At 64.3% G+C, this 24,419-nt stretch carries 20 protein-coding genes and 2 pseudogenes; 12 read left to right on the forward strand and 10 right to left on the reverse strand.

The features are described 5' to 3' along the window. Window positions 1–113: 113 nt before the first annotated feature. Both J4G43_RS47400 and J4G43_RS47405 read left to right on the forward strand, forming a co-directional pair. A complete protein-coding gene (locus tag J4G43_RS47400; RefSeq protein ID WP_208088965.1) occupies window positions 114–1,223 on the forward strand; it encodes a cyclic nucleotide-gated ion channel in 1,110 nt (369 codons plus the stop codon). Between the two features lie 12 nt (window positions 1,224–1,235). Continuing rightward, on the forward strand, window positions 1,236–2,021 hold the full coding sequence (locus J4G43_RS47405; protein WP_208088966.1) for an enoyl-CoA hydratase/isomerase family protein: 786 nt from the start codon (window positions 1,236–1,238) through the stop codon (window positions 2,019–2,021). Here J4G43_RS47405 and J4G43_RS47410 read toward each other — a convergent pair whose 3' ends face one another. Then, a complete protein-coding gene (locus tag J4G43_RS47410) occupies window positions 2,022–2,444 on the reverse strand; it encodes a DUF6157 family protein (RefSeq protein WP_225005552.1) in 423 nt (140 codons plus the stop codon). A gap of 29 nt (window positions 2,445–2,473) precedes the next feature. Then, window positions 2,474–3,118, reverse strand: a complete 645-nt coding sequence (locus tag J4G43_RS47415; RefSeq protein WP_208088968.1) for a glutathione S-transferase family protein — start codon at window positions 3,116–3,118, stop codon at window positions 2,474–2,476. A gap of 84 nt (window positions 3,119–3,202) precedes the next feature. Here J4G43_RS47415 and J4G43_RS47420 point away from each other — a divergent pair, with 84 nt between their 5' ends. After that, a complete protein-coding gene (locus tag J4G43_RS47420; protein ID WP_208088969.1) occupies window positions 3,203–4,186 on the forward strand; it encodes a helix-turn-helix transcriptional regulator in 984 nt (327 codons plus the stop codon). A gap of 138 nt (window positions 4,187–4,324) precedes the next feature. Further along, on the forward strand, window positions 4,325–4,558 hold the full coding sequence (locus tag J4G43_RS47425; protein WP_166078260.1) for a hypothetical protein: 234 nt from the start codon (window positions 4,325–4,327) through the stop codon (window positions 4,556–4,558). Between the two features lie 56 nt (window positions 4,559–4,614). Here the strand turns inward: J4G43_RS47425 and J4G43_RS47430 are convergent, their stop codons facing one another. The 3 genes and pseudogenes from J4G43_RS47430 to J4G43_RS47440 form a co-directional block, all read right to left on the reverse strand. Then, window positions 4,615–5,562: a fatty acid desaturase gene (locus tag J4G43_RS47430; protein ID WP_208088970.1), complete on the reverse strand. Its 948-nt coding sequence runs from the start codon at window positions 5,560–5,562 to the stop codon at window positions 4,615–4,617. Between the two features lie 15 nt (window positions 5,563–5,577). Beyond that, a pseudogene (locus J4G43_RS47435) lies at window positions 5,578–6,596 on the reverse strand (alpha/beta fold hydrolase). 156 nt (window positions 6,597–6,752) lie between these two features. Beyond that, window positions 6,753–7,556 carry an MBL fold metallo-hydrolase gene (locus J4G43_RS47440; RefSeq protein ID WP_208088971.1) on the reverse strand — a complete coding sequence of 268 codons (804 nt, stop codon included), beginning with the start codon at window positions 7,554–7,556 and terminating at the stop codon, window positions 6,753–6,755. A 129-nt stretch (window positions 7,557–7,685) separates the two neighbouring features. Between J4G43_RS47440 and J4G43_RS47445 the strand changes: the two genes are divergently transcribed. After that, window positions 7,686–9,041, forward strand: coding sequence for a helix-turn-helix transcriptional regulator (locus J4G43_RS47445; RefSeq protein ID WP_225005554.1), 1,356 nt, complete (start codon window positions 7,686–7,688; stop codon window positions 9,039–9,041). On the opposite strand, the gene J4G43_RS47450 is transcribed toward J4G43_RS47445, so the two are convergent. The 3 genes from J4G43_RS47450 to J4G43_RS47460 form a co-directional block, all read right to left on the reverse strand. Then, on the reverse strand, window positions 9,038–10,045 hold the full coding sequence (locus J4G43_RS47450; protein ID WP_208088972.1) for a zinc-dependent alcohol dehydrogenase family protein: 1,008 nt from the start codon (window positions 10,043–10,045) through the stop codon (window positions 9,038–9,040). The two genes, J4G43_RS47445 and J4G43_RS47450, sit on opposite strands and share 4 nt — an antisense overlap. Before the next feature lie 16 nt (window positions 10,046–10,061). Next, a complete protein-coding gene (locus tag J4G43_RS47455; protein WP_208088973.1) occupies window positions 10,062–11,675 on the reverse strand; it encodes an acyl-CoA synthetase in 1,614 nt (537 codons plus the stop codon). A 68-nt stretch (window positions 11,676–11,743) separates the two neighbouring features. Next, window positions 11,744–12,511, reverse strand: a complete 768-nt coding sequence (locus tag J4G43_RS47460; protein ID WP_071916762.1) for a FadR/GntR family transcriptional regulator — start codon at window positions 12,509–12,511, stop codon at window positions 11,744–11,746. A 165-nt stretch (window positions 12,512–12,676) separates the two neighbouring features. Here J4G43_RS47460 and J4G43_RS47465 point away from each other — a divergent pair, with 165 nt between their 5' ends. After that, window positions 12,677–13,882 carry an ABC transporter substrate-binding protein gene (locus J4G43_RS47465; RefSeq protein ID WP_208088974.1) on the forward strand — a complete coding sequence of 402 codons (1,206 nt, stop codon included), beginning with the start codon at window positions 12,677–12,679 and terminating at the stop codon, window positions 13,880–13,882. On the opposite strand, the gene J4G43_RS47470 is transcribed toward J4G43_RS47465, so the two are convergent. Further along, window positions 13,804–14,709 carry a helix-turn-helix domain-containing protein gene (locus tag J4G43_RS47470; protein WP_408581396.1) on the reverse strand — a complete coding sequence of 302 codons (906 nt, stop codon included), beginning with the start codon at window positions 14,707–14,709 and terminating at the stop codon, window positions 13,804–13,806. The genes J4G43_RS47465 and J4G43_RS47470 overlap by 79 nt on opposite strands. Window positions 14,710–15,146: 437 nt before the next feature. On the opposite strand from J4G43_RS47470, the gene J4G43_RS47475 reads away from it, so the two are divergent. The 6 genes and pseudogenes from J4G43_RS47475 (at window position 15,147) to J4G43_RS47500 (ending at window position 23,886) form a co-directional block, all read left to right on the forward strand. Beyond that, window positions 15,147–17,030, forward strand: a complete 1,884-nt coding sequence (locus J4G43_RS47475) for an AMP-binding protein (protein ID WP_225005557.1) — start codon at window positions 15,147–15,149, stop codon at window positions 17,028–17,030. A 40-nt stretch (window positions 17,031–17,070) separates the two neighbouring features. Then, window positions 17,071–18,040 (forward strand): annotated as a pseudogene (locus J4G43_RS47480) (ABC transporter permease). A 41-nt stretch (window positions 18,041–18,081) separates the two neighbouring features. Continuing rightward, complete coding sequence (locus J4G43_RS47485) at window positions 18,082–19,098, forward strand: sugar ABC transporter substrate-binding protein (protein WP_028157321.1); 1,017 nt, start codon at window positions 18,082–18,084, stop codon at window positions 19,096–19,098. Between the two features lie 83 nt (window positions 19,099–19,181). Then, a complete protein-coding gene (locus tag J4G43_RS47490; protein WP_208088976.1) occupies window positions 19,182–21,299 on the forward strand; it encodes an ABC transporter permease subunit in 2,118 nt (705 codons plus the stop codon). Then, window positions 21,281–22,393, forward strand: coding sequence for a hypothetical protein (locus J4G43_RS47495; protein WP_210387415.1), 1,113 nt, complete (start codon window positions 21,281–21,283; stop codon window positions 22,391–22,393). Before J4G43_RS47490 ends, J4G43_RS47495 begins: the two co-directional genes overlap by 19 nt. Beyond that, the gene (locus tag J4G43_RS47500) at window positions 22,390–23,886 is read left to right on the forward strand and encodes a sugar ABC transporter ATP-binding protein (RefSeq protein ID WP_208088977.1); all 1,497 of its coding nucleotides are present in this window, start codon (window positions 22,390–22,392) and stop codon (window positions 23,884–23,886) included. The genes J4G43_RS47495 and J4G43_RS47500 overlap by 4 nt, the downstream gene beginning before the upstream one ends. A 10-nt stretch (window positions 23,887–23,896) precedes the next feature. Here the strand turns inward: J4G43_RS47500 and J4G43_RS47505 are convergent, their stop codons facing one another. Beyond that, window positions 23,897–24,385, reverse strand: a complete 489-nt coding sequence (locus tag J4G43_RS47505; RefSeq protein WP_208088978.1) for a DUF2059 domain-containing protein — start codon at window positions 24,383–24,385, stop codon at window positions 23,897–23,899. Window positions 24,386–24,419: the final 34 nt, after the last annotated feature.

Below are 24,419 nucleotides of genomic sequence, written 5' to 3' on the forward strand. Positions count from 1 at the left end.
CGATGCTGCGGGCAGCCCCCTGCCCGTCGTTGACGGCTCCTGCCCGGGCGGGCACTTTGGCGGCGGCGTCCCAGCCGGGACCGCAAGAGACACGATCGAGCCCGCCTTCCCGCATGTCCAAGCCGCTGATCCCCGCACTGGCCCAGTTCGTGGCCGCCACGGCCGGCCGCAACATGACCAAGGCGGCCTATGTGGCGGTCGGGCTCGGCGTGCTCAGCATGGTGCTGCTGACGGTCAACCCGGCCTATGAGACGGCTCACCGCTGGGTCGACGCCCTGCTATGGGCCTGCCTCGTCTATTTCGTGTTCGAATGGGTGGTCCGGCTGCGCCACATGGCGCAAACGGGGCGCCTGTCGCTCTACATGACCTCCTCTGCCGGAGTGGTCGATGCTCTGGGCGCGCTGGCGGTGCCGGCCGCGCTCCTGATCGGCATCGAGCCGAAGACGGCGTGGCTGCTCAGCGTGCTCTGGGTGTTGAAGGTGGTGCCGGGCATTCCGGGCCTGCGGCAGCTGCGCCGGGTGCTGGTGCTGGAATCGGGCCCGCTGGTCAGCGTGCTCGTGATCTTCCTGATGGTGGTGTTCCTCGCTTCCGTCGCCGAATATTTCCTGGAGCGGGACGTGCAGCCGCAGACTTTCGGCAGCGTCCCCGCCGCGCTGTGGTGGGCTGTCGTCACGCTGACGACGACGGGCTATGGCGACGTCGTGCCGGTGACGCCGCTCGGGCGCATCGTGGCGGCCATGGTGATGATCTCCGGCCTCGGCGTGTTCGGGCTGTGGACTGGTATTCTGGCGACCGGCTTTGCCGCCGAGACCCGGCGCGACAATTTCCTCAAGACCTGGGAATCCGTCAGCAAGGTGCCGTTCTTCGCAGCGCTCGGCCCTGCTGCCATCGCCGACGTCACCCACATGCTGCGCACCATGGAGCTGCCGGCGCGCACCATGATCATCCGCAAGGGCACGCAGGGCGACTGCATGTATTTCATCGCCGCCGGCGAGGTCGAGGTCGACCTGCCCGGCAAGAAGGTCCAGCTCGGCGAGGGCGCGTTCTTCGGCGAGATGGCGCTGCTCGGCAACAACAAGCGCGGCGCCAATGTCTCGACCACGAAGGTGTCGCGGCTGCTGGTGCTCGACCTCGTCGACTTCCGCGTGCTGATGGCGCGGCACCCCGATCTCGCCGAGACCATCGATGCGGAAGCCAAGCGCCGCACACTCGAGAACAAATAAATGGAGACAAGAATGTCGGACACAGCCGACGCAGCCTCAGGCCCCGTGCTCGAACGTGACGGCGCACGCGCCACCATCCGCCTCAACCGGCCCAAACATCTCAACCGGCTCCAGGCCGAGGATCTCGGCGAGCTGGTCAGACTTTTCGACCGGATCGAGGCCGATCCTGATATCCGCGTGCTGGTGCTGACCGGCACGGGGCGGGCCTTCTCGGCGGGCTATGACCTCAACTCGGTTGCCGAGCGCGCGGTCAGCGCCAACGAGCAGCAGAGCGCGGGCTCGGCGTTCGAGGTCGTCGTCAACCGGCTGGAGGATCTCGGCGTGCCGACGATCTGCCGGCTCAATGGCGGCGTCTATGGCGGCTCGACCGACCTCGCGCTCGCCTGCGATTTCCGCATCGGCGTCGACACCGCCGAGATGTTCATGCCGGCGGCACGGCTCGGGCTGCATTACTACAGAAACGGCATCAAGCGTTACGTGACGCGGCTCGGCGTCGACAATGCGAAAAAGCTGTTCCTCACCGCGCAGAAGATCAGCGCGCCGGAGATGCTACGCATCGGGTATCTCACCGCCATGGTGCCGGTGGAATTCCTGGACGAGGAGGTCGACAAGCCCGCCACGGTTCTCGCCGGCAACGCGCCGCAGGCGATGGCCGGCATGAAGCGCGCCATCAACGAATTCGCCCGTGGCGAATTGGACGAAGCGGCCGCCGATCAGCGCCACCGCGACAGCATGCGCGGCGACGAGATCAAGGAGGGTATCAAGGCGTTCGCGGAAAAACGGCCGCCAAAATTTTGATCACGCCCGCTGCGACCGCATCGCGCGCACCTGAGTGAGCTTGGGATCGCGGACGAGCGCCTGGTAGCGTTTGCTGTCGGCGGCGTAAATCGCGATCCGGCCCTCACTGTCGGCATGAACGCCCCAGCCGAAGCGCTTGCCCAGGCTCGACGCCCTCATGCACGCCTGCCCCCGGGAGAAGAACGCTTCACGGGCCGCGCGCTTCTCCGTCTTCGTCGCCGTCACATCCAGCTCGCGTCCCGGCGCAGACGTCGCGAAGATCACGTCGTCGGACGTGTGCTTGTAGGGTGCCTTGGCGATCATCTCGTACTGCAGGCACGCCACCGTCGGCTTTCCCGCGCGCAGCGGCGGCTCCTCGCCAGTATGCGCGGGACAGTCTTCAGCCACCCGGATGAAGGTGTTGAAGCAGTTGGTCGTGTGCATCGACTTTGTCATCTCCAACCCTGGATCATTCAACCACCTGCAGCCGCGGCATGCTGCGCCGCCATCTCATCATCGGCGGCATTGATCCGCTGGAACGCAGGCCGGGACGTCATCCGTTCGGCATAACGAACGAATACATCTTTTTTCGGCACGATGCCGAACATCATCGTCCAGCTGAATGCGACACCCCACAACACATCCGCCGCCGTCATGCGCTCGCCGAGCAGATACGGGCCCTTCGACAGTTGCGCCTCGAGCGCGCCCAGCATAGTGTCGTAATCGGCATAGGGTGACTGCATGATCGGTGCCGGCTCGCGCTGCATGAACTTGTCGATCAGGGCCGGCTCGAACGATGCGCCGTAATAGGCGATCCAGCGCAGGCAGGGACCGCGCAGCGGATCGTTCAACGCGGGCGTCAGCCCCGCCTGCGGAAACAGATCGGCGAGATAGATGGTGATTGCGACCTGCTCGGTCACCAGCGCCTCGCCGTGGCGGACCGCCGGCACCTTGCCGAGCGGATTGATGGCGAGATAGGCGCCCTGGCGCTGCTCGCCAGCCTTCATGTTGAGGACATGGAGATCGTAGGGCGCGCCCAGCTCCTCCAGCAGCACCCGCGTGCCCGTGGCGCGGCTTTGCGGTGAATAATACAGGGTGATGCGGTTTTGATCGGTCATAACAGGTCTCCATCTGGCCGGCTGGCGATGGCGCTTGTAGCGGACCATACCTGACATCCTGTGTCAGGTATGGTTTAAGGGATCATGCGCGCGAGCAGAATGCTGTCGATCCTCACCACCCTCCAGGCCAGGGGGCAGGTCACTGCGCCCGAGCTTGCGGAAGCCTGCGAGGTCTCGGTGCGCACGATCTATCGCGACATCGACGCGCTCGCGGCGTCCGGCGTCCCTGTTTACGCCGACCGTGGCGCGGAGGGCGGCTATCGCCTGCTCGACGGTTATCGCGTGCGTTTGAACGGCCTGTCGCAGAACGAGGCGGAGGCCCTCTTCCTTGCGGGACTGCCGGGACCGGCCGCGGCGCTCGGGCTGGACGCGGCGATGATCGCCGCGCAGAACAAGCTGATGGCGGCACTCCCTGCCAACCTTCGCGAAGATGCCGGGCGGATGCAGGAGCGTTTTCACCTGGACGCACCCGGCTGGTTCGGCGAGACGGAAGAGCCCAAACATCTGCGCACCATTGCCGGCGCGGCTCTGCGCGGGACGCTGATCAAGATCCGCTACCAGAGCTGGCGCGCGGAGAAGCAGCGCCGCGTCGCACCGCTCGGGCTCGTGCTGAAAGGCGGCAGCTGGTATCTCGCCGGTCACGTCGACGGCAGCACGCGCACCTATCGCATCGCGCGCGTGCTGGACTGTACCGCGCTCGACGATCGCTTCGATCGTCCCGCCGCGTTCGATCTCGCCGCCTATTGGCAGGCCGCGACGCTTCGCCTCGAAGCCGAGATGCATCCCAATGTCGCGATCGTGCGACTGTCGCCGTTCGGCGTCAAATTGCTCGACGCGCTGAGCCAGCCTTACGTCAAGGCGCGCACGCAACTTGAAGAGACCATCGATGCGGACGGCTGGCGCATCGCGCGCGTGCCAACCGGCAAGACCTCATGGCACGCGGCATCCGAATTGCTGCGGCTTGGGTCCGAAGCCGAAGTGCTGGAGCCCGCCGATCTCCGCGAGAAGATGGCGGAGATGACGCAGGCGATGGCTGCGCGCTATCGCGCAGCGGCGCGAAAAGCCTGACGGCGGCGCATTTCGCCGAAGCCCACGAAACATTCCTGAAACACGATTCCTGCCTCGCGCCCTGAACGCGTTCGCGTCTCGGCTCGACGGAGAAGCAGGGACACAACAACGGCCTTAGCGCCACACTGGAGAATGAAAATGTTTCGTAAGCTTGCTCTTGGTCTGATCGCCGCTGGTTCGCTTGGTGTTGCCGCTCTCGCGCCCACCGCGGCTTCGGCCCACGGCTTCCATCATCACTGGGGTCCCGGCTGGGGCTTTGGCGGCGTCTACGTCAACACCGGCGTCAGCAACTGCTACCAGGAGCGCGTCGTCCGGACTCGCCATGGCCTGCGCGTCCGCGTCGTGAATGTCTGCGCCTACGGGATCTACTGATATCTGACGTCCTCGACAAAGCTCCGGTCGCGCTGCGGCCGGAGTTTTGCATTGGGTTAACCAATCTGCCGATGCCGGCGAAACCAGGCCCAGGTCTCGCGCGTCGTCCTGATATAGCCGCGGCCGCGATAGACGATCTCGTCGTCGACGATCTCGTTCAGCTTCGGCAGCGCGTGAAACGGGATCGAGGGATAGGCGTGGTGCTCGACGTGGTAGGGCATATTCCACGCGAACCATTTGACGATCGCGCTGGTGTAGGTGGTGCGGGTGTTCTGGAAGGCGCTGCGGGTGCGGTCGCAGCCGGTGTGCTCGGCATAGAGATAGGGCCGCAGGAAGGACTGCCCGATGATCAGCGGGACAATCCAGACCCAGAGCAGCAACGCCGAGGAAAACCACAGCGAGAGCGCAAGCAACAGCGCATAGAGCCCGGCATAGGCGCGCGCCTCGCGCACGATCGTGGCGCGCTTGTTTTCGGGAATCCAGGGCACCGTGACCTTGCCGGTGACGGCGTGGCCGAGCATCAACCGGAGGCGGCCGGCGACCTGAAGCAGGCCGCTATAGGCGAGCGCGAGTTGCGTGTCGGATGTCGGCTTCACGCCGACGATCAGCTCCGGGTCCTTGTCCGGATCCTGGGTGTAGCGGTGATGGTCCCAGTGAAACAGGCAGTAATATTCGTAAGGTTGTCCGATGATGAAGGCCGAGGGATAGCCGACCGCAAGGTTGAGGCCACGGCTCCTGAACGCGGTCTTGTGCGCGGTCTCGTGCAGCGCCATGAACAGGAAGGCGACGAAATAGCCCTGCACCGCCATCAGCGGCAGCGCCCATAACACGCCCCAGGCTGAAGAGACCTTCCAGACCAGCGCGCCGACCAGCACGACCAGGCCGTAATGGCTGAGACTTTTCGCGGCCCCCCTGAGGTCCGAGCGCACCGACAATTCGCGCAGCATGGCCGGGCTCAGCGGCTTCAGACGATGGCCGGGCTCTGAAACGGTCGCGTCAGTCATGATGGAAGGCTCGCCCTATTTGCTGAGAAGCTCTGCGACCTCGGCCTTGAGGAAGGCCTGGTCGCGCGGATTGTTGACGGGGTTGCCGGCGCGATGGCCGTGCAGCGACGGGATCGGATGCAGCACCGCCGATTTTGCGTTGACCAGCTTGCCGAGCTCGTCCTCGTTGTCGCGGACATCGAAATAGCGGTCGGTCGCACCCGGCATCAGCAGCATATGCGCCTTGATCGCGGCCAGCGCCCGGTCGAGATCCCCGCCGAATGACGCGCAACGACTGATGTCACCGCGCTGCCAGATCCCGGCTTGCGCGAGGAGATCGTTGGCGTCACGCCGGGCAAAGGTCGCGTCCCAATTGCGGGCCAGATAGTCCTCGAGCGAGGTGAAACCCGCCTCGCGCCAGAGCTCGTCGCGGTAAAAGCCGTGCGACATCGCCCAGCCGGCATAGACGCGCCCCATGGCGCGATAGCCGGCGACGGGCTTCTCGACGAAGCGGCCGTCACGGAAGGCGGGATCACCGGTCAGCGCAGCCTTCACGCTTTCGAGGAAGACGTAATTATAGGGTGCACATCGCGCACTGCCGCAGACCACCGCGGCCCGCGCGACCATGTCGGGGTGCCGCGCCGCCCAGTGATAGGTCTGCATGCCGCCCATCGACCAGCCATAGACCAGCGCGAGTTTTGTGATGCCGAAGCGCTCGGTCAGCAGCCGGTGCTGGATCGCGATGGCGTCGTGATAGGTGATTTGCGGGAATGGTGCCTCGCCGGAATTCGACGGCGAGGACGACAGGCCGTTGCCGAACAGGTTCGGGATGATGATGAAGTAGCGCGTAGGGTCGAGCACGCCATCGGGCCCGATCAGCCATTCCGTGTCGTAGTGTTGGGCGCTGAACGAGGTCGGGTAGAGGATGACGTTGTCCCTGGCGGGGCTGAGGGTGCCGTAGGTCTTGTAGGCGAGCTTCATCGCGGGGAAGACGGCGCCGGACTGAACGTGACGTCGCCGGCCTCAAAGATCTCGTAGTCGCGCTGCCCGGTCATGCGTCCAACTCCCGCTCACGCGGCCGCAGCATGCGCCCGCCGAGACAACGATGCATTGTTCGTGCCGGACCGGCAAACGCATCATTGCGTCGCGCTTAATATCTGTACCTGTAGTACAGCTATTAGAGCGGAGCAAGGGGGTTTGGTCGTCACGCGTCAGGCGATGGCCGCGATGTATCGCTGCACGGATGCTGCGAATGCGGCCTTGGCGCCGGAGGCGATGTTGCGGCCCCACCAGGCGCCGTAGATGCGGTCAAAGGCGAGCGGCTCCACAGCAGTCGCGATCCGCCGCACCGCGGCGGCGTTGAGCGGCATGTAGTTGGGATAGGAGTACATGAAGCTGACGAAGCGGCGGTCCATCGCCACCTGCGCGATGTCGCCCGTGAGCAGCGCGCCCTTGCCATCCGCACCGCGCACATGGTGCAGCATGGTGGCGCCCGCGAAATGACCGCCGGTGCGCAGCAGCAGCACATCGTCGGAGATGCGCTGCTGATCGCCGGTCCAGTGCACGATCGAGGGATGCGGCCGCATCACCCATTGGCGATCATCGGCATGCAGATAGACCGGCACACCGCCGAACGCCTCGCTCCAGTCGGCAAGCGCGCCATAGAAGTGTGGGTGCGAGATCGCGATCGCCTTCAGCCCGCCGAGCGAACGCACATGCGCGATAGCTTCCGACGTCGCTAGCGGGACGCAGTCCCACATCAGACAGCCGTCGCCGAGCGGCACTAACAGCGCGCGCTGGCCGATGGCGAAGCTCGGCTCGGACCCGATGCCGGTGAGGCCGAGATCATCCCGCCAGGCAAGGCGGTGCCGTTCCGCCAACGCTTCGCGTGTGAGGAAGAGTTGGCCCTTCCAGTTCACGAACTGCCGCTCGTCCTCGCAGATCGGACAGGATGCGGGCGGTCTTTCGCTTTCAGGAAATTGCGCGCCGCAGGTTTCGCAGGTCCAGAGAGGCATGGCCATGATCCAGAAGAAGGAGGGGACACCCACGAGATGACGCCGTAGCCCTCCCATCGCAAGGGCGGAGGAACCAACCCGGCCAGCACATGTTACTTTCCGGTCCGCCCCGGCGCCAGTTGGCCGGTCATGTCAGCCCGTCTCGTCAGCCCTGCTTGTGCAAGACCATTTCCGCCGGCAGTCGCTCAACGTCCCGATGGCATCGCGCTCCCCTCCCCGCCGCTGTCGGGCTATCTCGGCTACAAGTTCGGCTATGTCGCCGTGTTCGTGCTGGTGGCCGTGTTCGGCGCCATCGCGATCGCCTGCGTGCTGATGATCCCCGCAAAGGCGATCGACGATCGCGCCTCGCGCGGCTGCAAGGAGAATGCCCCCGACAGCGCGCCGGATCTCGGCACACCGGGCTGCGGCACCAGGTCGCGGTCACAGCGCGTCATCGCGAGTGGCTTATCACGCAATCCGGCGCTTTTGCGGTTGCGGAGCACCGGCCTGACGATACAACCTGCCGTAAATCGCCAACTAACCTGCCCTTCCCGATCGATGATCCAGCAACTCTCATTCGATGGCGACCCGAATGGCCAGGCCTATGAAAGATGGCGCGAGCAGTTCTGCCGCCAGGTCGCCGACGTCGATTTCGTTCCGATCGGGGAAGGACGTGTTCACCGGACCATTTCGCCGGCCATTCTTCCGCGCCTCCGACTCTCGGCCTCGTTCGGCACGCCGATGTCCTTCGTATCGCTGGGGACGAACGACGAACTGGTGATCACGATGTCGCCGAATTCGGCGCTGAGCGGGGCCATGGGACGACGTCCGCTGGAGGTCGCCGCCGGCGACGTCACGATCGGCGACCCCTCGATCAAGGGCGCCCATATCACCCAGACGACGCACGGCAACTTCCAGACCGCGCTGCTGCCGCGCAAGGCGCTGCTGCGCGCGTGCCCCAATGCCGAGGACCTGATCGCGCAGTCGATCCCCGGCGCCAATCCGATCACGTCGATGTTCCTGCGATATTATGACCTCGCGCACACTTATGCCGACAAGCTCGCGCCCGCGGAGCTCGATGCGGTCTCGCAGCATTTGTTCGACCTCTCCGCGCTGATGATCGGAGCGCGCGGCGATGTCGCCGAGCAAGCTCGGATGCGCGGCCTTGCGGCGGCGCGTCTCGAAGCCCTCAAGTCCGACATCCTGGCGCAGCTCGACAACCCCGCGCTGTCGCTCAGCGTCCTTTCAGCCGCGCACCGGATCAGCCCGCGCACGATCCAGTTGATGTTCGAGCAGGCCGGCATCACCTATAGCGGTTTCGTGCTGGAGCAGCGGCTGCTGCGCGCCGAGCGGCTGCTTCGAAATCCAAACCTGCGCGCGCGCAAGATCATCGAGATCGCGCACCTCGCCGGCTTTCACGACGTTTCCTACTTCCACCGCGCATTCCGCCGCCGCTTCGGACGGACGCCCGACGACGTCAGGAAGCTCTCCGGCGAGATGGGCTAAGGAAACTCAACCACGATCTTGCCGAAGTGACCGCCCTGCTGCATCAGCCGCAACGCGTCCGGCACGGCATCGAAGCCGAACGCACGGTCGATCACCGGCTTCATGCCATTGCGGCCGATCGCGGCCGTCATCCCCTCGAACATCCGACGGCTGCCGACTGACAGGCCGATGACGTGCAGGTTCTTGGAGAACAGGCTCGGTATCGCGATCTGCTGCGAGAAGCCGGTGAGCACGCCGATCACCAGAATGTTGCCACCGACCCTGATAGCCTCGAGCGACTGTGCAAAGGTATCCTTGCCGCCGACCTCGACGACGTGATCGACGCCGCCGCCGGTCCAATCGGCCGCGGCCTTGCCCCATTCCGGCACCGAACGATAATTGATGGTGTGGTCGGCGCCGAGCGCCCTGGCACGTTCGAGCTTCTCGTCGCTCGACGACGTCACGATCACGCTCGCGCCGGCGAGTTTTGCGAATTGCAGCGCGAAGATCGAGACACCGCCGGTGCCCTGCACCAGCACGGTGTCACCGGGTTTCACCCTGGCCTCCTCGAACAGCGCGCGCCACGCCGTGAGCCCGGCGCAGGGCAGCGTCGCCGCTTCCAGGAATGAAAGGTGCGATGGAATGCGGCTGACGCCCTCGGCATCGAGCAGCATCACCTCCTGCAACACGCCCGGGCGTGTGCCGCCGAGCGCATAACGGCGGCTGGTCGCCGACACCTTCCCGTCGATCCAGGACTGGAAAAACATCAGACAGACACGATCGCCAACCGCGACGCGGGTAACGCCGTCGCCGACCGCGATGACTTCGCCGGCACCGTCCGAGAACGGGATCAGCGGCAATCGTGAGACGCCGCCCTTGCCCTGCACCGTGAGCAGATCACGATAGTTGAGCGATGCCGCCTTCATCCGCACCGCGACCTGGCCGGGGCCAGGCGTGGGCTCGGGTAGATCGGACAGCTCCAACCCCTCGATCGACCAGTCGCGCCCGACCTGCCAGACCTTCATGGCGACCGCTCCGTGCTTACGTCCCAAAATTCTTCTGGATCGCCTTGTCGAGCGTCTCGCCGCCGACGAAGCGCTGGCGCAGCTCGCGCTTGAGCAGCTTGCCGCTCGGGTTCTTCGGCAGGCTGTCGACGAAGATCACGCGCTTGGGCACCTTGAAATGCGCCATCTGGCCGGCGCAGTGCTTGATGACGGCGTCCTCATCCAGCGTCTCGCCGGTCTTGACCACGACGATCGCGGTCACCGCCTCGATCCAGCGCGGATCGGGCAGGCCAACCACGGCAACCTCGGAGACCGGAGGGATGCGGTAGACCATCTCCTCGACCTCGCGGCTCGCGACATTCTCGCCGCCGGTCTTGATCATGTCCTTGACGCGGTCGACCACGGTGATGTGGCCGTCCTCATCAACGGTGGCGAGATCGCCGGAGTGAAACCAGCCGCCGGCGAAGGCCGCCGCGGTCTTCACGGGGTCATTGTAATAGCCGGAGAGCAGATGCGGCGAGCGGTGCACGATCTCCCCGACCTCGCCGACTTTCACATCTTCCATCGCCGTATTGACCACGCGCGTCTCGACATTGAGCACGGGCTTGCCGGCCGAGCCGGCCTTGCGCAGCTGGTCCTCGGGCCGCAGTACGGTCGCGAGTGGCGCGATCTCGGTCTGGCCGTAGAAATTCCAAAATTTGACGTTGGGCAGGCGGCGCTGCAGCTCGAGCAGCACCTCCACCGGCATGATCGAGGCGCCGTAATAGCCCTTCTGCAAGGTCGACAGATCGGTCTTGTCGAAATTCGGCGAGCGCAGCATCGCGATCCAGATCGTCGGCGGCGCGAAGAACGAGGTGATCTTGTGCGTCTGGATCAGCGCCAGGATGTTGTCGGCGGTCGGCTTGCCCGTGATCACGCCGGAGGCGCCGAGATAGATCTGCGGCCCCAGGAAGACGTCGAGCTGGGCGCAGTGATAGAGCGGCAGCGCGTGCAGGAACTTGTCGTCCACGCTCATGCCGCCGTCGATGATGCAGCTGACGTACTGCCACATCACGGCTTCATGGGTCAGCATCGCGCCCTTTGGCAGCGATTCCGTGCCGCTGGTGTAGACGATCTGTGCGAGATCGCGGCTGTCGACCGAGGCCTCCAGGAACGACCCGTCGGGGCTGAGGAGATCGTCGAAAGTGGTGATGTCCGCGGGCGCCGTGGCCGGATCCTCGCCCGGCAGCCAGATCATCTTTTCGACCGTGCAATCCCCGGCGCTTGCGGCCTTTGCCGGCTCGACGAAATCGGGGCCGGTCGCGAGCAGCTTCGCGCCGGAGCTTTTCAGGATGAAATTGATCTCATCCGGGTTGAGCATGAAATTGATCGGCACCAGCACCGCACCGATCCGCGCCAGCGCGAAGCGCAACGCTGCAAACGCATGCGAATTGCGCGAGAGCACGGCAACGCGATCGCCCTTGCTGACGCCGAGACCGAGCAGGCCGCGTCCGAGCCGGTTGCAGATCGCGTCCATCTCGGCAAACGTCCAGCTCACATCGCCGCAGCTCACTGCAAGCTTGTTCGGCTCGCGCCCCGCCGAACGGCGCAAGAGGTCGCCGATGGAGTGCTCGCGCGCTTTCGAGATGGTAGCCGCGATGTCGCCGGTCATGTGTTCCTCCGTGTGATGTCTTTATTTGTTGGATTTCTTGGCTGAAATCTTGCGTCTTCCTCAGGCGCCTATCTGCGCCGGGCCGCCTGGGCGTGCTCCATGTACATGTGCTCGACCGACCGATCGAGCGAGGCGATTTTCTCGAAACCGCGCCGCCAGTCCTGCAAGTGCCGGCGCGTCCAGAGCACGCCCGCCTCGCGGTCGCGGCGGCGGATCGCGTCGATCAGATGGCGATGCGCGGCGACGAGGCGTGGGCCGCCTTCGGCAACGCCGGTCACGATCATCTCTGTGGTCGGATAGAACAGCTGCGCCGCCGGCTCGCGTGCGAGCTGGAGCACGCGGTTCTGCGAGGCCTTGGCGACCAGCACGTGGAATTCGGCATCGCATTCGGCAAGCGTGGCCGGATCGCCGACCACGGCCTCGCTGCGCACGAGGTTGTTGGTGAGCTCGGCGAGGTTCTCTTCGGTCGCCCGCTCCACCGCGCCTTCGATGCTCGCCACCTCCAGCGTCATCGAGGCCTCGTAAAGCTCGCGGAACGTCACCTCGTGCAGCACCAGTGCGCGGCTCAGGCGGCTTGCGAGCTTGGTGTAGCGCGGCAGGCAGGCGTGCAGACGGCGCGAGGAATCGCGGCTGATCAAGCCGCCCTCCTCCAGCACGCGGATGCCTTCGCGAATGGTCGAGCGGTTGACACCGAACTGGCGCACCAGATCATGCTCGGTGCCGATGGGATCGCCGGGCTTGATGCGCCCATTGACGATCTCGCGCTCGATGGCGTCGGCGACTTTCTGATAGGCCGGCGCGACATCGATCGGACGGAAGAGCGGCGAAATCGGCACGGTAGCCCCCAATGGCGATTGTCCGACAAACTATAGGATCGCCCCGAGGACGCGTCAAACTGCGTCATTCATGCCGCAGATGCAGCAAATTGACTCCTGGGGAACCTCCCTCTAACTTTGTCGGACAAAGGGACAGAATAGTCCCGTACAAGAGGAAACGTATCCATGAGACCTATCGCAGCACTCGTGTCTGCGGCCGGCTTGCTGTCGGCTGCCCTGATCGTCCCCGCCTCCGCCCAGCAGACCCCGCTCAAGATCGGCGTGCTCTCCGACTTCTCCTCGGTCTATTCCGACATCGGCGGCCAGGGGAATGTCGAAGCCACCAAGATGGCGATCGAGGATTTTGGCGGGCAGATGTTCGGCAAGCCGATCGAGATGGTCGCTGCCGACGTGCTCAACAAGGCCGACGTCGCCTCCACCATCGCGCGAAAGTGGTGGGAGACCGAGGGCGTCGACATGATCATCGACCTGCCGACCTCGGCCACCGCGCTCGCGGTGATGGAGCTGTCCAAGCAGTACGAGAAGGTGATGATCGTGACCGATGCGGCAAGCTCCGACATCACCGGAAAATCCTGCTCGCCCTACACCGCGCACTGGACCTATGACACCTATTCCAACGCCCACACCGTCGGCAGCGCCATCGTCAAGAACGGCGGCGACAGCTGGTTCTTCCTCACCGCGGACTACGTGTTCGGTCATTCGATCGAGCGCGACACCGGCGATGTGGTAAAGGCAGCCGGCGGCAAGGTGCTCGGCAGCGTCAAGCATCCGCTCAACACGGCCGATTTCTCGTCCTTCCTGCTGCAGGCCCAGGCCTCCAAAGCCAAGATCATCGGTCTCGCCAACGGCGGCGGCGACACCATCAACGCGATCAAGCAGGCCGGCGAGTTCGGCATCGTCGCCGGCGGCCAGAACCTGGCTGCGATCGTGATGTTCATCTCCGACGTGCACAGCCTGGGGCTCAAGCTCGCGCAGGGCCTGATCATCACCGAGGCCTATTACTGGGACCTCAACGACAAGACCCGCGCCTTCGGCAAGCGTTTCCAGGAGCGCATCAAGCGCATGCCGACGATGAACCAGGCCGCGACTTACAGCGCCACGCTGCACTACCTCAAGGCCGTGCAGGCCGCCGGCACCAAGGACACCAAGACCGTGATGGCCAAGATGCGCGAGCTGCCGGTGAAGGATGCCTTCACCGACAACGGCATCCTGCGCGAGGACGGCCGCATGGTGCACAGCATGTTCCTGTTCCAGGTGAAGAAGCCCGAGGAATCCAGGGGCCCGTGGGACTATTACAAGCTGCTCGCCGAAGTGCCGGCCGACCAGGCCTTCCGGCCGCTGAAGGACGGCGGCTGCCCGCTGGTGAAGTAACGCTGACGACCGACCTGCATCGCCTCGCGCGGTGCAGGTCCTCTAGCGGCGCCGCAAATCCGATGGGCTGTGGCCGACTTCCTGCGGAACGCCGTGCTGAAATAGGACGAGCTGCTGAAGCCCAGCTGATAGGCAACTTCGGTAATCGACAGCGACCGCAGTTCCGGCCGCGTCAGCACGTCGTAGCAGCGCTGCAGCCGGCGATCCAAAATCCATTCGGACACCGAGACATCGGTCAGCCGAAAGAGATAATGCAGATGCCTGAGCGAGACGCCATTGCTCTTCGCAATCTTCTCCAGCGACAGATCCGCATCGGTGAGGTGCGCCTCGATCCAGGCCTTGACCGAGCGCAGGCGGGCCTGCGCAGCGCTCGCATCCTCGGAGAATTCGTCCCGCTCGCCCATGTCGAGCGCGAGCGCCAGCACGTCCATCAGCTCACCGCCCAATCGCGTGCGCGCGGTCTCGTCCAGCGGCGCGCCCTCCGCGGCGAGCGTCGCACAGAACTCGGCGGCAATCCGGCCAAGGCCGCGGCTCGTCGCCATCGTAGTGACGACCGGCAGCCGCCCCTCGCTGAAGCGCGCCGAGAATTCCGCGCGCGGAATCTCGAGATAGAGCGATCGCACCTTGCCGACGCATTCGAGATCATAGGCCTCGGAGGCCGAGAAGATCGCGCTCACGCCGGGATTCGACAGCAGGGTCTGGCCGGCCTGGAGCACGTTGACCCGGCCCTGCTGAACGAATTCGACGTAGTAGCAATCCTTGTCGAGCTTCGCGATGTGCCGCTCGCGGCGCGAGATGCGCTGCTCCGACAGCAGGACGTCGGTCATCGTCACGGCGCCGAACCGCGCCTCGCGGATGAAGCCGTGATAGTCGGATCGCTCCTGGCGTTCACGTCGACATGGACGTAGACATCGCAAATCGCACCTTGCCACGCGGCGTAGCGTTTGGACGGCTCCAGATCGTCTGTCGAAAACACCAGGTTCATCGTCCGCCCATCCGTTGCGCCGCCATGATGAACGTCGTTTGTGCATCGCACAAGCTGGCCACGCATCGAGATTCTAGAGGGCCGCCGCCTACACGCAAGACCGTTTGCGCGGAGAAGCAAAAGCTTTGCGCTCCGGAGCAAGCCGCGCTCCGGCATGTGGCCTATGAAGAACAAAAAGCAGTCCACAAAATAGGCGGGAAACGTTCGCTTGCGTCAGGTCCAGTCAACTGCTGCACAGCTTGCCGTGCCGCCCGAATGGCGATGCCCGTGAGCAGGGCCTTGTCATCGCAAATCACAACGCGGTTCACGCAGCCGGTCAAAACCATCGCCGATATCGAGGCGTTGGAGCAGCGGCCTTACGATTCGCTGGTCCCTTCCCGCAATCTGCTCGATCTCTTCGAAGCCACGGCGCACCTGCATCCCGATCGGCCTGCACTGACGGTGCTGACCAAAGGCTCGCGCGAGCCGGGCGACGCGACGCTGACGCACCGGCAATTGCTTGCGGAGATCATCCGCGCGGCCAATCTGTTCCGGTCGCACGGGATCGGCGAGAGCGGTGGGACCGCCGCGTTCCTCTGTCCGATCCTGCCGCCACTGTTCCCCGCATTGCTCGGCGCCCAGGTCGCGGGCGTCGCCAGCTCGATCAACTATCTCCTGAACGAAGACGCAATCGTCGACCTGCTCGAGGCGCAGAACGCGACGGTGCTGGTGATCCCGGCCGAAGCGGCCGATCGCGCGATCTGGGCCAAGGCCGCCAATGTCGCGAAACGCGTCCCGTCGCTGAAGACCATTTTTGTGATGGGCGCGAACGGTCCGCTGCCTGGAGGATTTCTAAACTTCAATGAGACGGCCGCGAGCGCGCGCGGCACACTGGACTTCGCACCTTCGACCGATCGCAATGCGATCTGCGCCCTCTTCCACACCGGCGGGACCACCGGACGACCTAAGCTGGTTCGGCTGACACATGGCAACCAGATCCATGCGGCCTGGGGCTTTGCTCAGGTCCACGGACTGGATGAGCTGGATGCCGCCGTGAACGGTTTTCCGCTGTTTCACGTCGGCGGCACCATAACGCTCGGCCTGTCGATCCTCGCAGCCGGCGGCCACGTGATCATTCCCTCGCCGTACAGCCTCAGAAGTCCCGATGCGATTCGCGACTATTGGCACACGGTGGAGCGGTTTCGCGCGACCATCGTGAGCGGAGTGCCGACGTCGATTGCCGCTCTTGCCGAGGTGCCGATCGGGTCCTCCGATGTCAGCACCGTTCGCATGGCGCTCACCGGCGGGGCCGTGGCTCCCAAGGCTGTCAGCGACAGGTTTCAGGCGCGGACCGGGATTACCTTGTTCGAGACCTACGGGATGACAGAAACCGCGGCCGCGATCGCTTTCAATCCCGGCCGTGGTACTCCCGTGCAAGGCAGCGTCGGCTTCAGGGCGCCGTTCGCAAAGACCAAAATCGTCGCTCTGACTGATGCCGAACTAAAGACAGAGTGTCCGCCTCTCACCAGCGGTCTTGTCCTCGTGAGGGGACCGCAGGTGTTTCCCGGATACGTCGATCCCCAGCACAACAACGGCGTGCTCACCGACGACCACTGGATCGTCACCGGCGACGTCGGCTATCTCACCCCGGATCAACGCCTCGTGCTGACGGGGCGCGAGAAGGACCTCATTGTACGAAGCGGTCACAACATCGACCCTGCCGCAATCGAGGACGTCGCGAACGCCTTCCCCGGTGTCCAGATGAGCTCGGCCGTCGGCATGCCCGACGCCTACGCGGGAGAGGTTCCAGTTCTCTTCGTGGTGCCCTCCCCCGGACAGACAATCGATCTGACGCAATTGCGCGAGCATCTCGAACACAACGTCAATGAGCCTCCTGCGAGGCCAAAGCGCGTCGTCCTGCTCGAAGCTCTTCCGGTTACCGCCGTCGGGAAGATCTTCAAGCCCACGCTTCGCGATCTCGCCATCCGGGAAAAGGTCAGGACCGAGATCGATCGCATCTTCGGCCCCGACACCGCGGCAGATATCCTCGTCGAGAAAGACGAGAAGCTCAACACAGTCGTCAGCATCTCGGTCCATTCTGGTGATCTGGATCGAACAAAGATGCTCGTCGAAAGCCTTGCAACGCTTCCACAAACCTATCGCATCGAGAACCGATCGTCCTGACGGTCGCGCAACAGCCGGGTCGAAGAAAGGCAAGACGGGGATGAAGCGCTTTCGTTTCAATCAGCAAGAGATCGTCTTCGCAGTCTTTGCGCTGCTGTTCCTTGTGTTTTCGATCTTCCTGCGCGGCTTTCTGACGGCGGACAACATGCTGACGCTGCTCCAGAACGTGGCAGTGCTCGGCATCCTCGGCCTTGCCATGGCAATCGTCGTGATCGGACGCGGCATCGACATCTCGCTGATCGCAGCCCTTGCGGTGCCGCCGGGACTGGTGCTCCAGATGGTGCAGAACGGTCATTCGCTACCGGCCGCGCTGCTGACCGCCGTCCTGCTCACGATTGCCTTTGGCCTCGTCAACGGCTGGCTGAGCCTATGCCGAAGTCCCTTCGCTGTTTGCGACGCTGGCAACGGGCCTGTTGCTGGCCGGGCTCGGGCAGACCGCGCTGTTCCAGCTCGACGTCGTGCAATGGAGCCCGGGCATGGACGGCTTCGAGCGGCTCGGACAAGGCACCATTCTCGGCATTCCGACGTCGATCTGGATGTTCGCAATCGCCTGCATCGTGGTCGCGTTCCTGCTGCGCCAGACGCGCTGGGGCGCCTATATCTATGCGATCGGTGACAACCCCTATGCCGCGCGTGTCACCGGCATTCCCTCTCGCCCGATCATCGTCCTGCAATATGTGATCACCGCCCTGATCGGCTGCTTTGCCGGCCTCGTGATGGCGGCATCCGTCAACTCGATGCCGACCCGCATCTTCAACTCGACGCTGATCTATGACGTCATCCTGGTCGTCGTGCTCGGCGGCATCGGGTTGTCAGGCGGCCGCGGCGGCGTGCTCAACGTCGTCATCGGCACACTCGTGATCGGCACGATGCTCAACGGCATGACCATCATGGACATCTCCTACGCCGGGCAGAATCTCATCAAGGGCGTGGTGCTGCTGCTCGCCGTCATCACGGATTCCTTCCTGAATCCGCGCAACGAGGAAACGGCACAACAGGGCGACATCTAAGCGATCCAACAATAACGACAACCACAACCAAGGAGGAAGCAATGAAGCATTTCGGCAACCCGACAAAGGCAATTGTTGCCGCACTGGGTCTTGCGGCAATGACCGCACCGGCCCTCGCCCAGCAGGGTCTGGATGAGCCGTTCCAGAAGCCGTTCAAGGAGGCACTGGCCGGCAAGACCGTGGCCTATGTGCCGGTCGCCATGAACTTCGACCTCACGGAGGGCTGGTATGCCGGACTGAAGAAGGAGCTCGAGCCGTTCGGCGTCAAGTTCGTGATCCGCGACGCCAACTGGAATACCAACGCCGGCGCGCAGGCCGTCACCTCGCTGATCTCGGAGAAGCCGGCGGTGATGGTGGTTCATAATCCGGACGTGCAGACCTACGCCAAGCTGCTGCAGCGCGCCGAGAACGAAGGCATCTACGTCATCCAGATCAACATGGGCTCTGCCTATCGTAGCTCCGCCTTCGTCGGCGCGAACTGGGTCGAGATCGGCGAACGCCAGACTGAAGGCGTGGTCAAGGCCTGCGAGGGCAAGTCCAACAAGATCGCGATCATCCAGGGCGCGCTGTCTGCGGCCGCGAGCGCCTATACGCTGAAGGGCGTCGAGAACGTGCTCGCCAAGCATCCTGAGATCAAGGTGGTGTCGAGCCAGGCCGCCGATTGGGATGCTGCCAAGGCCAAGGCGATCACCCAAACGGTGCTGAAGCAGAATCCCGATCTCTGCGGCATCGTCGGCTTCTGGGATGGCATGGACATCGGCACGGCAGCGGCCGTCAAGGAGGCCGGCCTCACCGGCAAGGTGTTCGTGGCAACTTCCGGCGGTGGCGAGCGCAAGGGCGCGTGCGAACTGGTCAAGTCCGGCGCGTTCGATCTCAACATGAGCTACGACGTGCCGACCCAGGCCGCGCAGATGGCCGGCACCATCAAATGGCTGCTGTCGTCGGGCATCAAGCCCGGCTCCGTCAAGGGCTCGGAATACACCACGCTGATTCCGATCACCAAGGAGAACGCCGATAGCCAGATGGCGTGCTGGAATCTCAGCGACCTCAAGAAATAATTGTCGCGACGCAAGACCCTGGCGTCCCGGACGATCTCACGTCCGGGACGCGGTCTCGAAACTTGCAAGGTCCCGGAATTCCGATGCGCGACACTCTGACAAGCCTGCGTTACCGCTACTGGCCCGATCATCTCCTCGGTGAAATCCTGTCCAAGCGATGGACCGAGACAGCTATCCCAGTGATCCTCCTCCTGATCGTCGGCCTCGCGCTCAGCCGGTCCATCGACAATTTCCTGTCGCCAGCGAGCCTTGCCGATACTGCGCGCCAGGCCGGAGAGATCGGCTTCATCGCGCTCGGGCTGGCGCTGGTCGTCATCGTCGGCGGCATCGACCTCTCCGTCGGTTCGATCTTCGCACTGACCGATTTCTGTGCCCTCTATCTTCTCGACGTGCTGGGCTGGCCGGTCCCCGCGGTGGTGGCGGCCACCCTGCTTTGCGGCGCGCTGCTCGGCGCCGTCAACGGCATCCTGATCGGATATTTGCGACTGCGGGCCTTCATCACCACGCTGATCACCCTGATCATCTACCGCTCGGCCTACGATCTCCTGATCCAGCGCTACTCCAACGCGATCGCGTCGGCCTTCCCCGACATTCCGTCCTGGGATTTCATCGGCGGCGGCAGCGTCTTCGGCATTCCGACCGTGGCGCTCGTCTATATCGTCATCGCCATCTTCGGCCATATCTTCATGACCCGGCTGCGCCCGGGCTGGCACATCACCGCGATCGGCGGCTCGCGTCGTTCAGCTTACAATTCCGGCATTCCCGTCCGCCGCACCATCGCGCTCTGCTACGTCGCAAGCGGCGTGCTGACCAGCATTGGCGCGCTGTTCTTCGCGTCGCGGCTTGGCACCGTCGGCGGCGACATCGGCGTTGGCCTGGAGGTGATCGTGCTGACGGCGACAGTGCTCGGCGGCATCACGCTCGGCGGCGGCAAGGGCTCGGTCGCCAAATCGGCGGTCGGGGTGCTGATCGTGCTCCTGATCACCAATGGTCTGACAACCATGAACGCGCGCGGCGGCGTCAACCGGATGGCGCTTGCCGGCATCCTGCTGGTCGCCGCGATGGTCGATATCCGCTGGCAGAAGAACCGAACCCGCATCATCAGCAAGGTCTACGTTGCGCCAACCTATCACGCGCTACCGCCACCGCCGCCGACCGAGATCGGGCAAGGCGGCCCGTTCGAGCAGAACGACAAGCTGCGCAATGTCGAGTCGATCGGCCTCGGCCGCATCGAGGCGCCGGAGGACGTCATCCTCGATCGCCACGACAATCTCTATGCGGGATCGCGCCATGGTGACATCATGCGCTTCTTCGCACCCGACTATCAGAAGATGGAAGTGTTCGCCCATATCGGCGGCCAGCCGCTCGGCATGGCCTTCGACCGTGAGGACAATCTCTACGTCTGCATCGGCGGCATGGGGCTCTATCGCATCAAGCCTGACGGCACGGTGGAAAAGGCGACCGACGAGACCAATCGCAGCATGCGTTCGGTCAACGACGACAGCCGCCTGCGGCTCGCCGACGACCTCGACATCACCGACGACGGGCTGATCTTCTTCTCCGAGGCCACCGTGCGTTACGAGATGGACGAGTGGCCGATCGACGGTCTCGAAGCGCGCGGCAACGGCCGCATCATCTCTTATGACACCAAGACCGGCGTGACGCGCACGGAGCTGCGCGGCCTCAAATTCCCCAACGGCATCTGCGTCGCCAGCGACGGCCAGTCGATCCTGTTCGCCGAAACCTTCGGCTGCTCGATCAAGCGCTATTGGTTCGCAGGGTCAAAGAAGGGCAAGGTCGAGGTCGTCATGGACAATCTGCCGGGCTACCCCGATAACATCAACCTCGCCTCCGACGGCAATTACTGGCTGGCGCTGGTCGGCATGCGCAGCCCCTCGCTCGACCTCGCCTGGAAGATGCCCGGCTTCCGCCGCCGCATGGGCAAGCGCGTGCCGGTGGACGAATGGCTGTTCCCCAACATCAACACCGGCTGCGTGGTCAAGTTCAACGAGCAGGGCAAGATCGTCGAATCGTTCTGGGACCTGCGCGGCGAAAACCATCCGATGATCACCTCGATGCGCGAGCATCGCGGCTATCTCTATCTCGGCGGCATCCTCAACAACCGGATCGGCCGCTACAAGCTCGACAATGCCGATCCGAACTTCGTCCAGTACGACAAGCGATGGGGGAAGCAATCGTGATCGCGGTCGTCAGGGAGTTCGCCAACCGCTTTCTCGGGCGCGGCGACGCCACCATCACCGTACCGTCCTTCGACGGCGCATTGAAGCCCAACCAGAAGCTGGAATCCGCCGAAACCTTGCTGACATGCGAGGCGCCGGAGGATCTCGCCACCGACGGAAGCAACCTCTTCATCGCGGCGGGCCCGCAGCTGATGTCTTTGAATGACGGCACGGCATCGGAGGTGCGCAACTTCGAGCGGCCGATCTCGGCATTGTGTGCCCTCCCCGGCGGTGGCCTCGCGGTCGCGCTCGGGGGGCGCGAGGTGCGTCTCTACGTAAGTCCCTCGGCCGAGCAGCCAAGCGTGACGTTTGCAGATAGCGCGTTCAATGCCGTCAACGCACTGACGCTCGCGAGCGACAACACGCTGATCGCGACGGACGGCTCGGCGACCTGCGGCGTCGATGACTGGGCACGCGACCTGATGGAGCTCAACCGGAGCGGCCGCGTGTTCAGGCTCGATCCCGCCAGCAAGACCGTGACACCGCTGGCCCAGGGACTGGGTCATGCCTTCGGTGCCTGCGCGCATGGCAATGGCACGCTGGTCAGCGAGAGCTGGCGCCACCGGCTCGTCCTTGTTGCGCCGGGCGCACCGCCGCGGACCGTGCTCGCTCACTTGCCCGTCTACCCCTCGCGGCTGTCGAAGGCGGCGGGCGGCGGCTACTGGCTCACCGCCTTCACCGCGCGCACGCAGCTGATCGAGTTCGTGCTGCGCGAACCAGCCTACCGCAAGCGAATGATGGCCGAGATCGATCCGGCTTACTGGGTTGCGCCGCGCCTACGCTCGGGCTTCTCGTTCAAGGAGCCGATGCAGGGTGCACACATCAAGACCATGGGCGTGATCAAGCCGTGGGCGCCGCCGCGCTCCTATGGCCTCGTCATCCGACTCGATGCAGATGGCCAGCCGCTCTATTCGCTGCACAGCCGGGTCGACGGCGCCAATCACGGTATCGTTGCGGCGATCGAGATGGGCGGCGATCTCGTCCTGATCGCCAAGGGACCGGGCCGCGTGCTGCGACTGCCGCTGTCCGGTCTTGCCGAGGAGTTCCGCTCATGAGCGACATCGCACTCTCGCTGCGCAAGGCCACAAAACTTTACGCCGGCGTGCCCGCCATCGACGGGGTCGACTTCGACCTCCGCCGCGGCGAGATCCACGCGCTGGTCGGCGAGAACGGCGCCGGCAAATCGACGCTGACCAAGGTGATGGCCGGCGTGGTGACGCTGACGTCGGGCACCATGACGGTCGACGGCGCCGACGTCGCGCCGCGGACGCCGCTGGAGGCGCGCAATCTCGGCATCGCCATGGTGTTCCAGGAGAACAGCCTGGTGCCGACCATGACTGTCGCGCAGAATCTGTTTCTCGGGCAGGAGAAATTCTATAACCGCCTGCGCGGCATCTACATCGCTGCGCAGCAGTTCCTGCAATCGCTCAATTTCGACGTCACGCCGACCGCCACCGTCGGCGGCCTCGGCGCCGCCAAGAAGCAGATGGTGGAGATCGCGCGCGCGGTTTTGCACCGCGCCAAAGTCATTATCTTCGACGAGCCGACGGCGTCGCTGACGCCGGAAGAGAAGAAATACTTCTTTGACCTCGTCCGCGATCTCAAGAAGCGCGGGGTCTCGATCGTCTTCATCTCGCACGCCCTGGAAGAAGCTTTGCTGCTCGCCGACCGCATCACGGTTCTGCGCGACGGCAAGCACGTCGTCACCGACGATGCTACCAAATTCGACCGCGCGGCGATCGTGCAGGCCATGGTCGGGCGCGACCTCTCCAACACGCTCTACGGTGCGCGAAAGAGCAGCGTGCGGCCGCCAGGCGCGCGCGTGCTCACCGTGCAGAACCTGAAGATGGCGCCGATGGTGAAGAATAATTCCCTGTCGGTGTTCGCGGGACAGATCACCGGCGTATTCGGCCTCGTCGGGGCCGGCCGCACCGAAACGTTCAAGATCGTCTCCGGCGTGCTGAAGCGCGACTTCTTCCATGGCGGCGAGATCCTGCTGCACGACAAGCCGGTGCGCTACCGGGTGCCGGCGCCGGCGGTGAAGGCCGGCATCGCCTATGTGACTGAAGACCGCAAGGTCGAAGGCTTCTTCGAGACGTCCTCGATCGCACGCAACATCTATCTCGGCCTTCTGTCGAAATTTCCCAAGGGCCGCATGATGCTGTCGCGGCGAGAGAACGAGGCGATCGGCAGGACCTGGATCGAACGGCTCAAGGTTCGCGCGATCGGCAACGACGGCAAGGTGGTCGAGCTTTCCGGCGGCAATCAGCAGAAGGTCGTGATCGCCAAATCGCTGGTCCAGGAACCCGATCTGATCATCTTCGACGAACCCACGCGCGGCGTCGACGTCGGCGCCATCGTCGAGATCCACGAGTTGATCAACCAGCTCGCCGACGAGGGCAAGGCGGTCGTGGTCATCTCATCCTACCTGCCCGAGATCATGGCGCTCTCCGACCGCATCCTGGTCTCGCGCCAGGGCAAGGTCGTGGAGGAATTCTCCGCATTGGAGGCGACGGAGGAGAGGATCATGTACGCCGCGATTCACTGAACATGACGGTCTACGGCTTGTGCGCTTTCTGGCGCAGCGCCTCGATGAGGCGTAGCTTTAGTTCATCTGCGGCCTTCTGGCTGACGTCCTGGCCGATCTGCGCGCTCGCCTGCGCCAGCGCATCGGACTTTTCCATAAACTTCCGGCCAGCAGGCTGGGCATAGAACGCCTCGATCTGGCGCAGCTCGTCGACGGTGAAGTTTTGGGCATAGAGAGCGGCGATCTGGTCGATCATCGAGGCAAAGAACGGCGCGTAGATGTCGGAGCCCGGCGCCGTCATTGCATCATAATCGCGCTCGATCTCAGGCCGGTCCTGCGCGACCACGGGTCTCAGCTTGAGCAGGAGCTGCGGGAGCGCCGCGCGATACTGATCTGCGATCTTCAGCGTGGCGACGAGTTTTCGTGCAGCATCCATCGCCTCGGGCGACGGCCCTTGCGCCGACGCGTTGCAGACGAGGAGCAGGAGGGCGCCGGCAATCGTCAACAAAAATCTCGACATGCATCTCTCCCGAAAAATAGTCCCGGCGACGCGA

Origin of the sequence: Bradyrhizobium barranii subsp. barranii, from assembly GCF_017565645.3 — a bacterium.
GTDB classification, from domain to species: domain Bacteria; phylum Pseudomonadota; class Alphaproteobacteria; order Rhizobiales; family Xanthobacteraceae; genus Bradyrhizobium; species Bradyrhizobium barranii.

Coding starts and splice junctions, on each gene's coding strand:
- J4G43_RS47425 (WP_166078260.1), top strand. CDS start 4,325: ATGTTTCGTAAGCTTGCTCTTGGTCTGATCGCCGCTGGTTCGCTTGGT.
- J4G43_RS47415 (WP_208088968.1), bottom strand. CDS start 3,118: ATGACCGATCAAAACCGCATCACCCTGTATTATTCACCGCAAAGCCGC.
- J4G43_RS47485 (WP_028157321.1), top strand. CDS start 18,082: ATGAAGCATTTCGGCAACCCGACAAAGGCAATTGTTGCCGCACTGGGT.
- J4G43_RS47465 (WP_208088974.1), top strand. CDS start 12,677: ATGAGACCTATCGCAGCACTCGTGTCTGCGGCCGGCTTGCTGTCGGCT.
- J4G43_RS47470 (WP_408581396.1), bottom strand. CDS start 14,709: ATGACCGACGTCCTGCTGTCGGAGCAGCGCATCTCGCGCCGCGAGCGG.
- J4G43_RS47445 (WP_225005554.1), top strand. CDS start 7,686: ATGTCAGCCCGTCTCGTCAGCCCTGCTTGTGCAAGACCATTTCCGCCG.
- J4G43_RS47400 (WP_208088965.1), top strand. CDS start 114: ATGTCCAAGCCGCTGATCCCCGCACTGGCCCAGTTCGTGGCCGCCACG.
- J4G43_RS47500 (WP_208088977.1), top strand. CDS start 22,390: ATGAGCGACATCGCACTCTCGCTGCGCAAGGCCACAAAACTTTACGCC.
- J4G43_RS47405 (WP_208088966.1), top strand. CDS start 1,236: ATGTCGGACACAGCCGACGCAGCCTCAGGCCCCGTGCTCGAACGTGAC.
- J4G43_RS47440 (WP_208088971.1), bottom strand. CDS start 7,556: ATGCCTCTCTGGACCTGCGAAACCTGCGGCGCGCAATTTCCTGAAAGC.
- J4G43_RS47410 (WP_225005552.1), bottom strand. CDS start 2,444: ATGCACACGACCAACTGCTTCAACACCTTCATCCGGGTGGCTGAAGAC.
- J4G43_RS47455 (WP_208088973.1), bottom strand. CDS start 11,675: ATGACCGGCGACATCGCGGCTACCATCTCGAAAGCGCGCGAGCACTCC.
- J4G43_RS47420 (WP_208088969.1), top strand. CDS start 3,203: ATGCGCGCGAGCAGAATGCTGTCGATCCTCACCACCCTCCAGGCCAGG.
- J4G43_RS47495 (WP_210387415.1), top strand. CDS start 21,281: ATGGGGGAAGCAATCGTGATCGCGGTCGTCAGGGAGTTCGCCAACCGC.
- J4G43_RS47450 (WP_208088972.1), bottom strand. CDS start 10,045: ATGAAGGTCTGGCAGGTCGGGCGCGACTGGTCGATCGAGGGGTTGGAG.
- J4G43_RS47505 (WP_208088978.1), bottom strand. CDS start 24,385: ATGTCGAGATTTTTGTTGACGATTGCCGGCGCCCTCCTGCTCCTCGTC.
- J4G43_RS47490 (WP_208088976.1), top strand. CDS start 19,182: ATGCGCGACACTCTGACAAGCCTGCGTTACCGCTACTGGCCCGATCAT.
- J4G43_RS47430 (WP_208088970.1), bottom strand. CDS start 5,562: ATGACTGACGCGACCGTTTCAGAGCCCGGCCATCGTCTGAAGCCGCTG.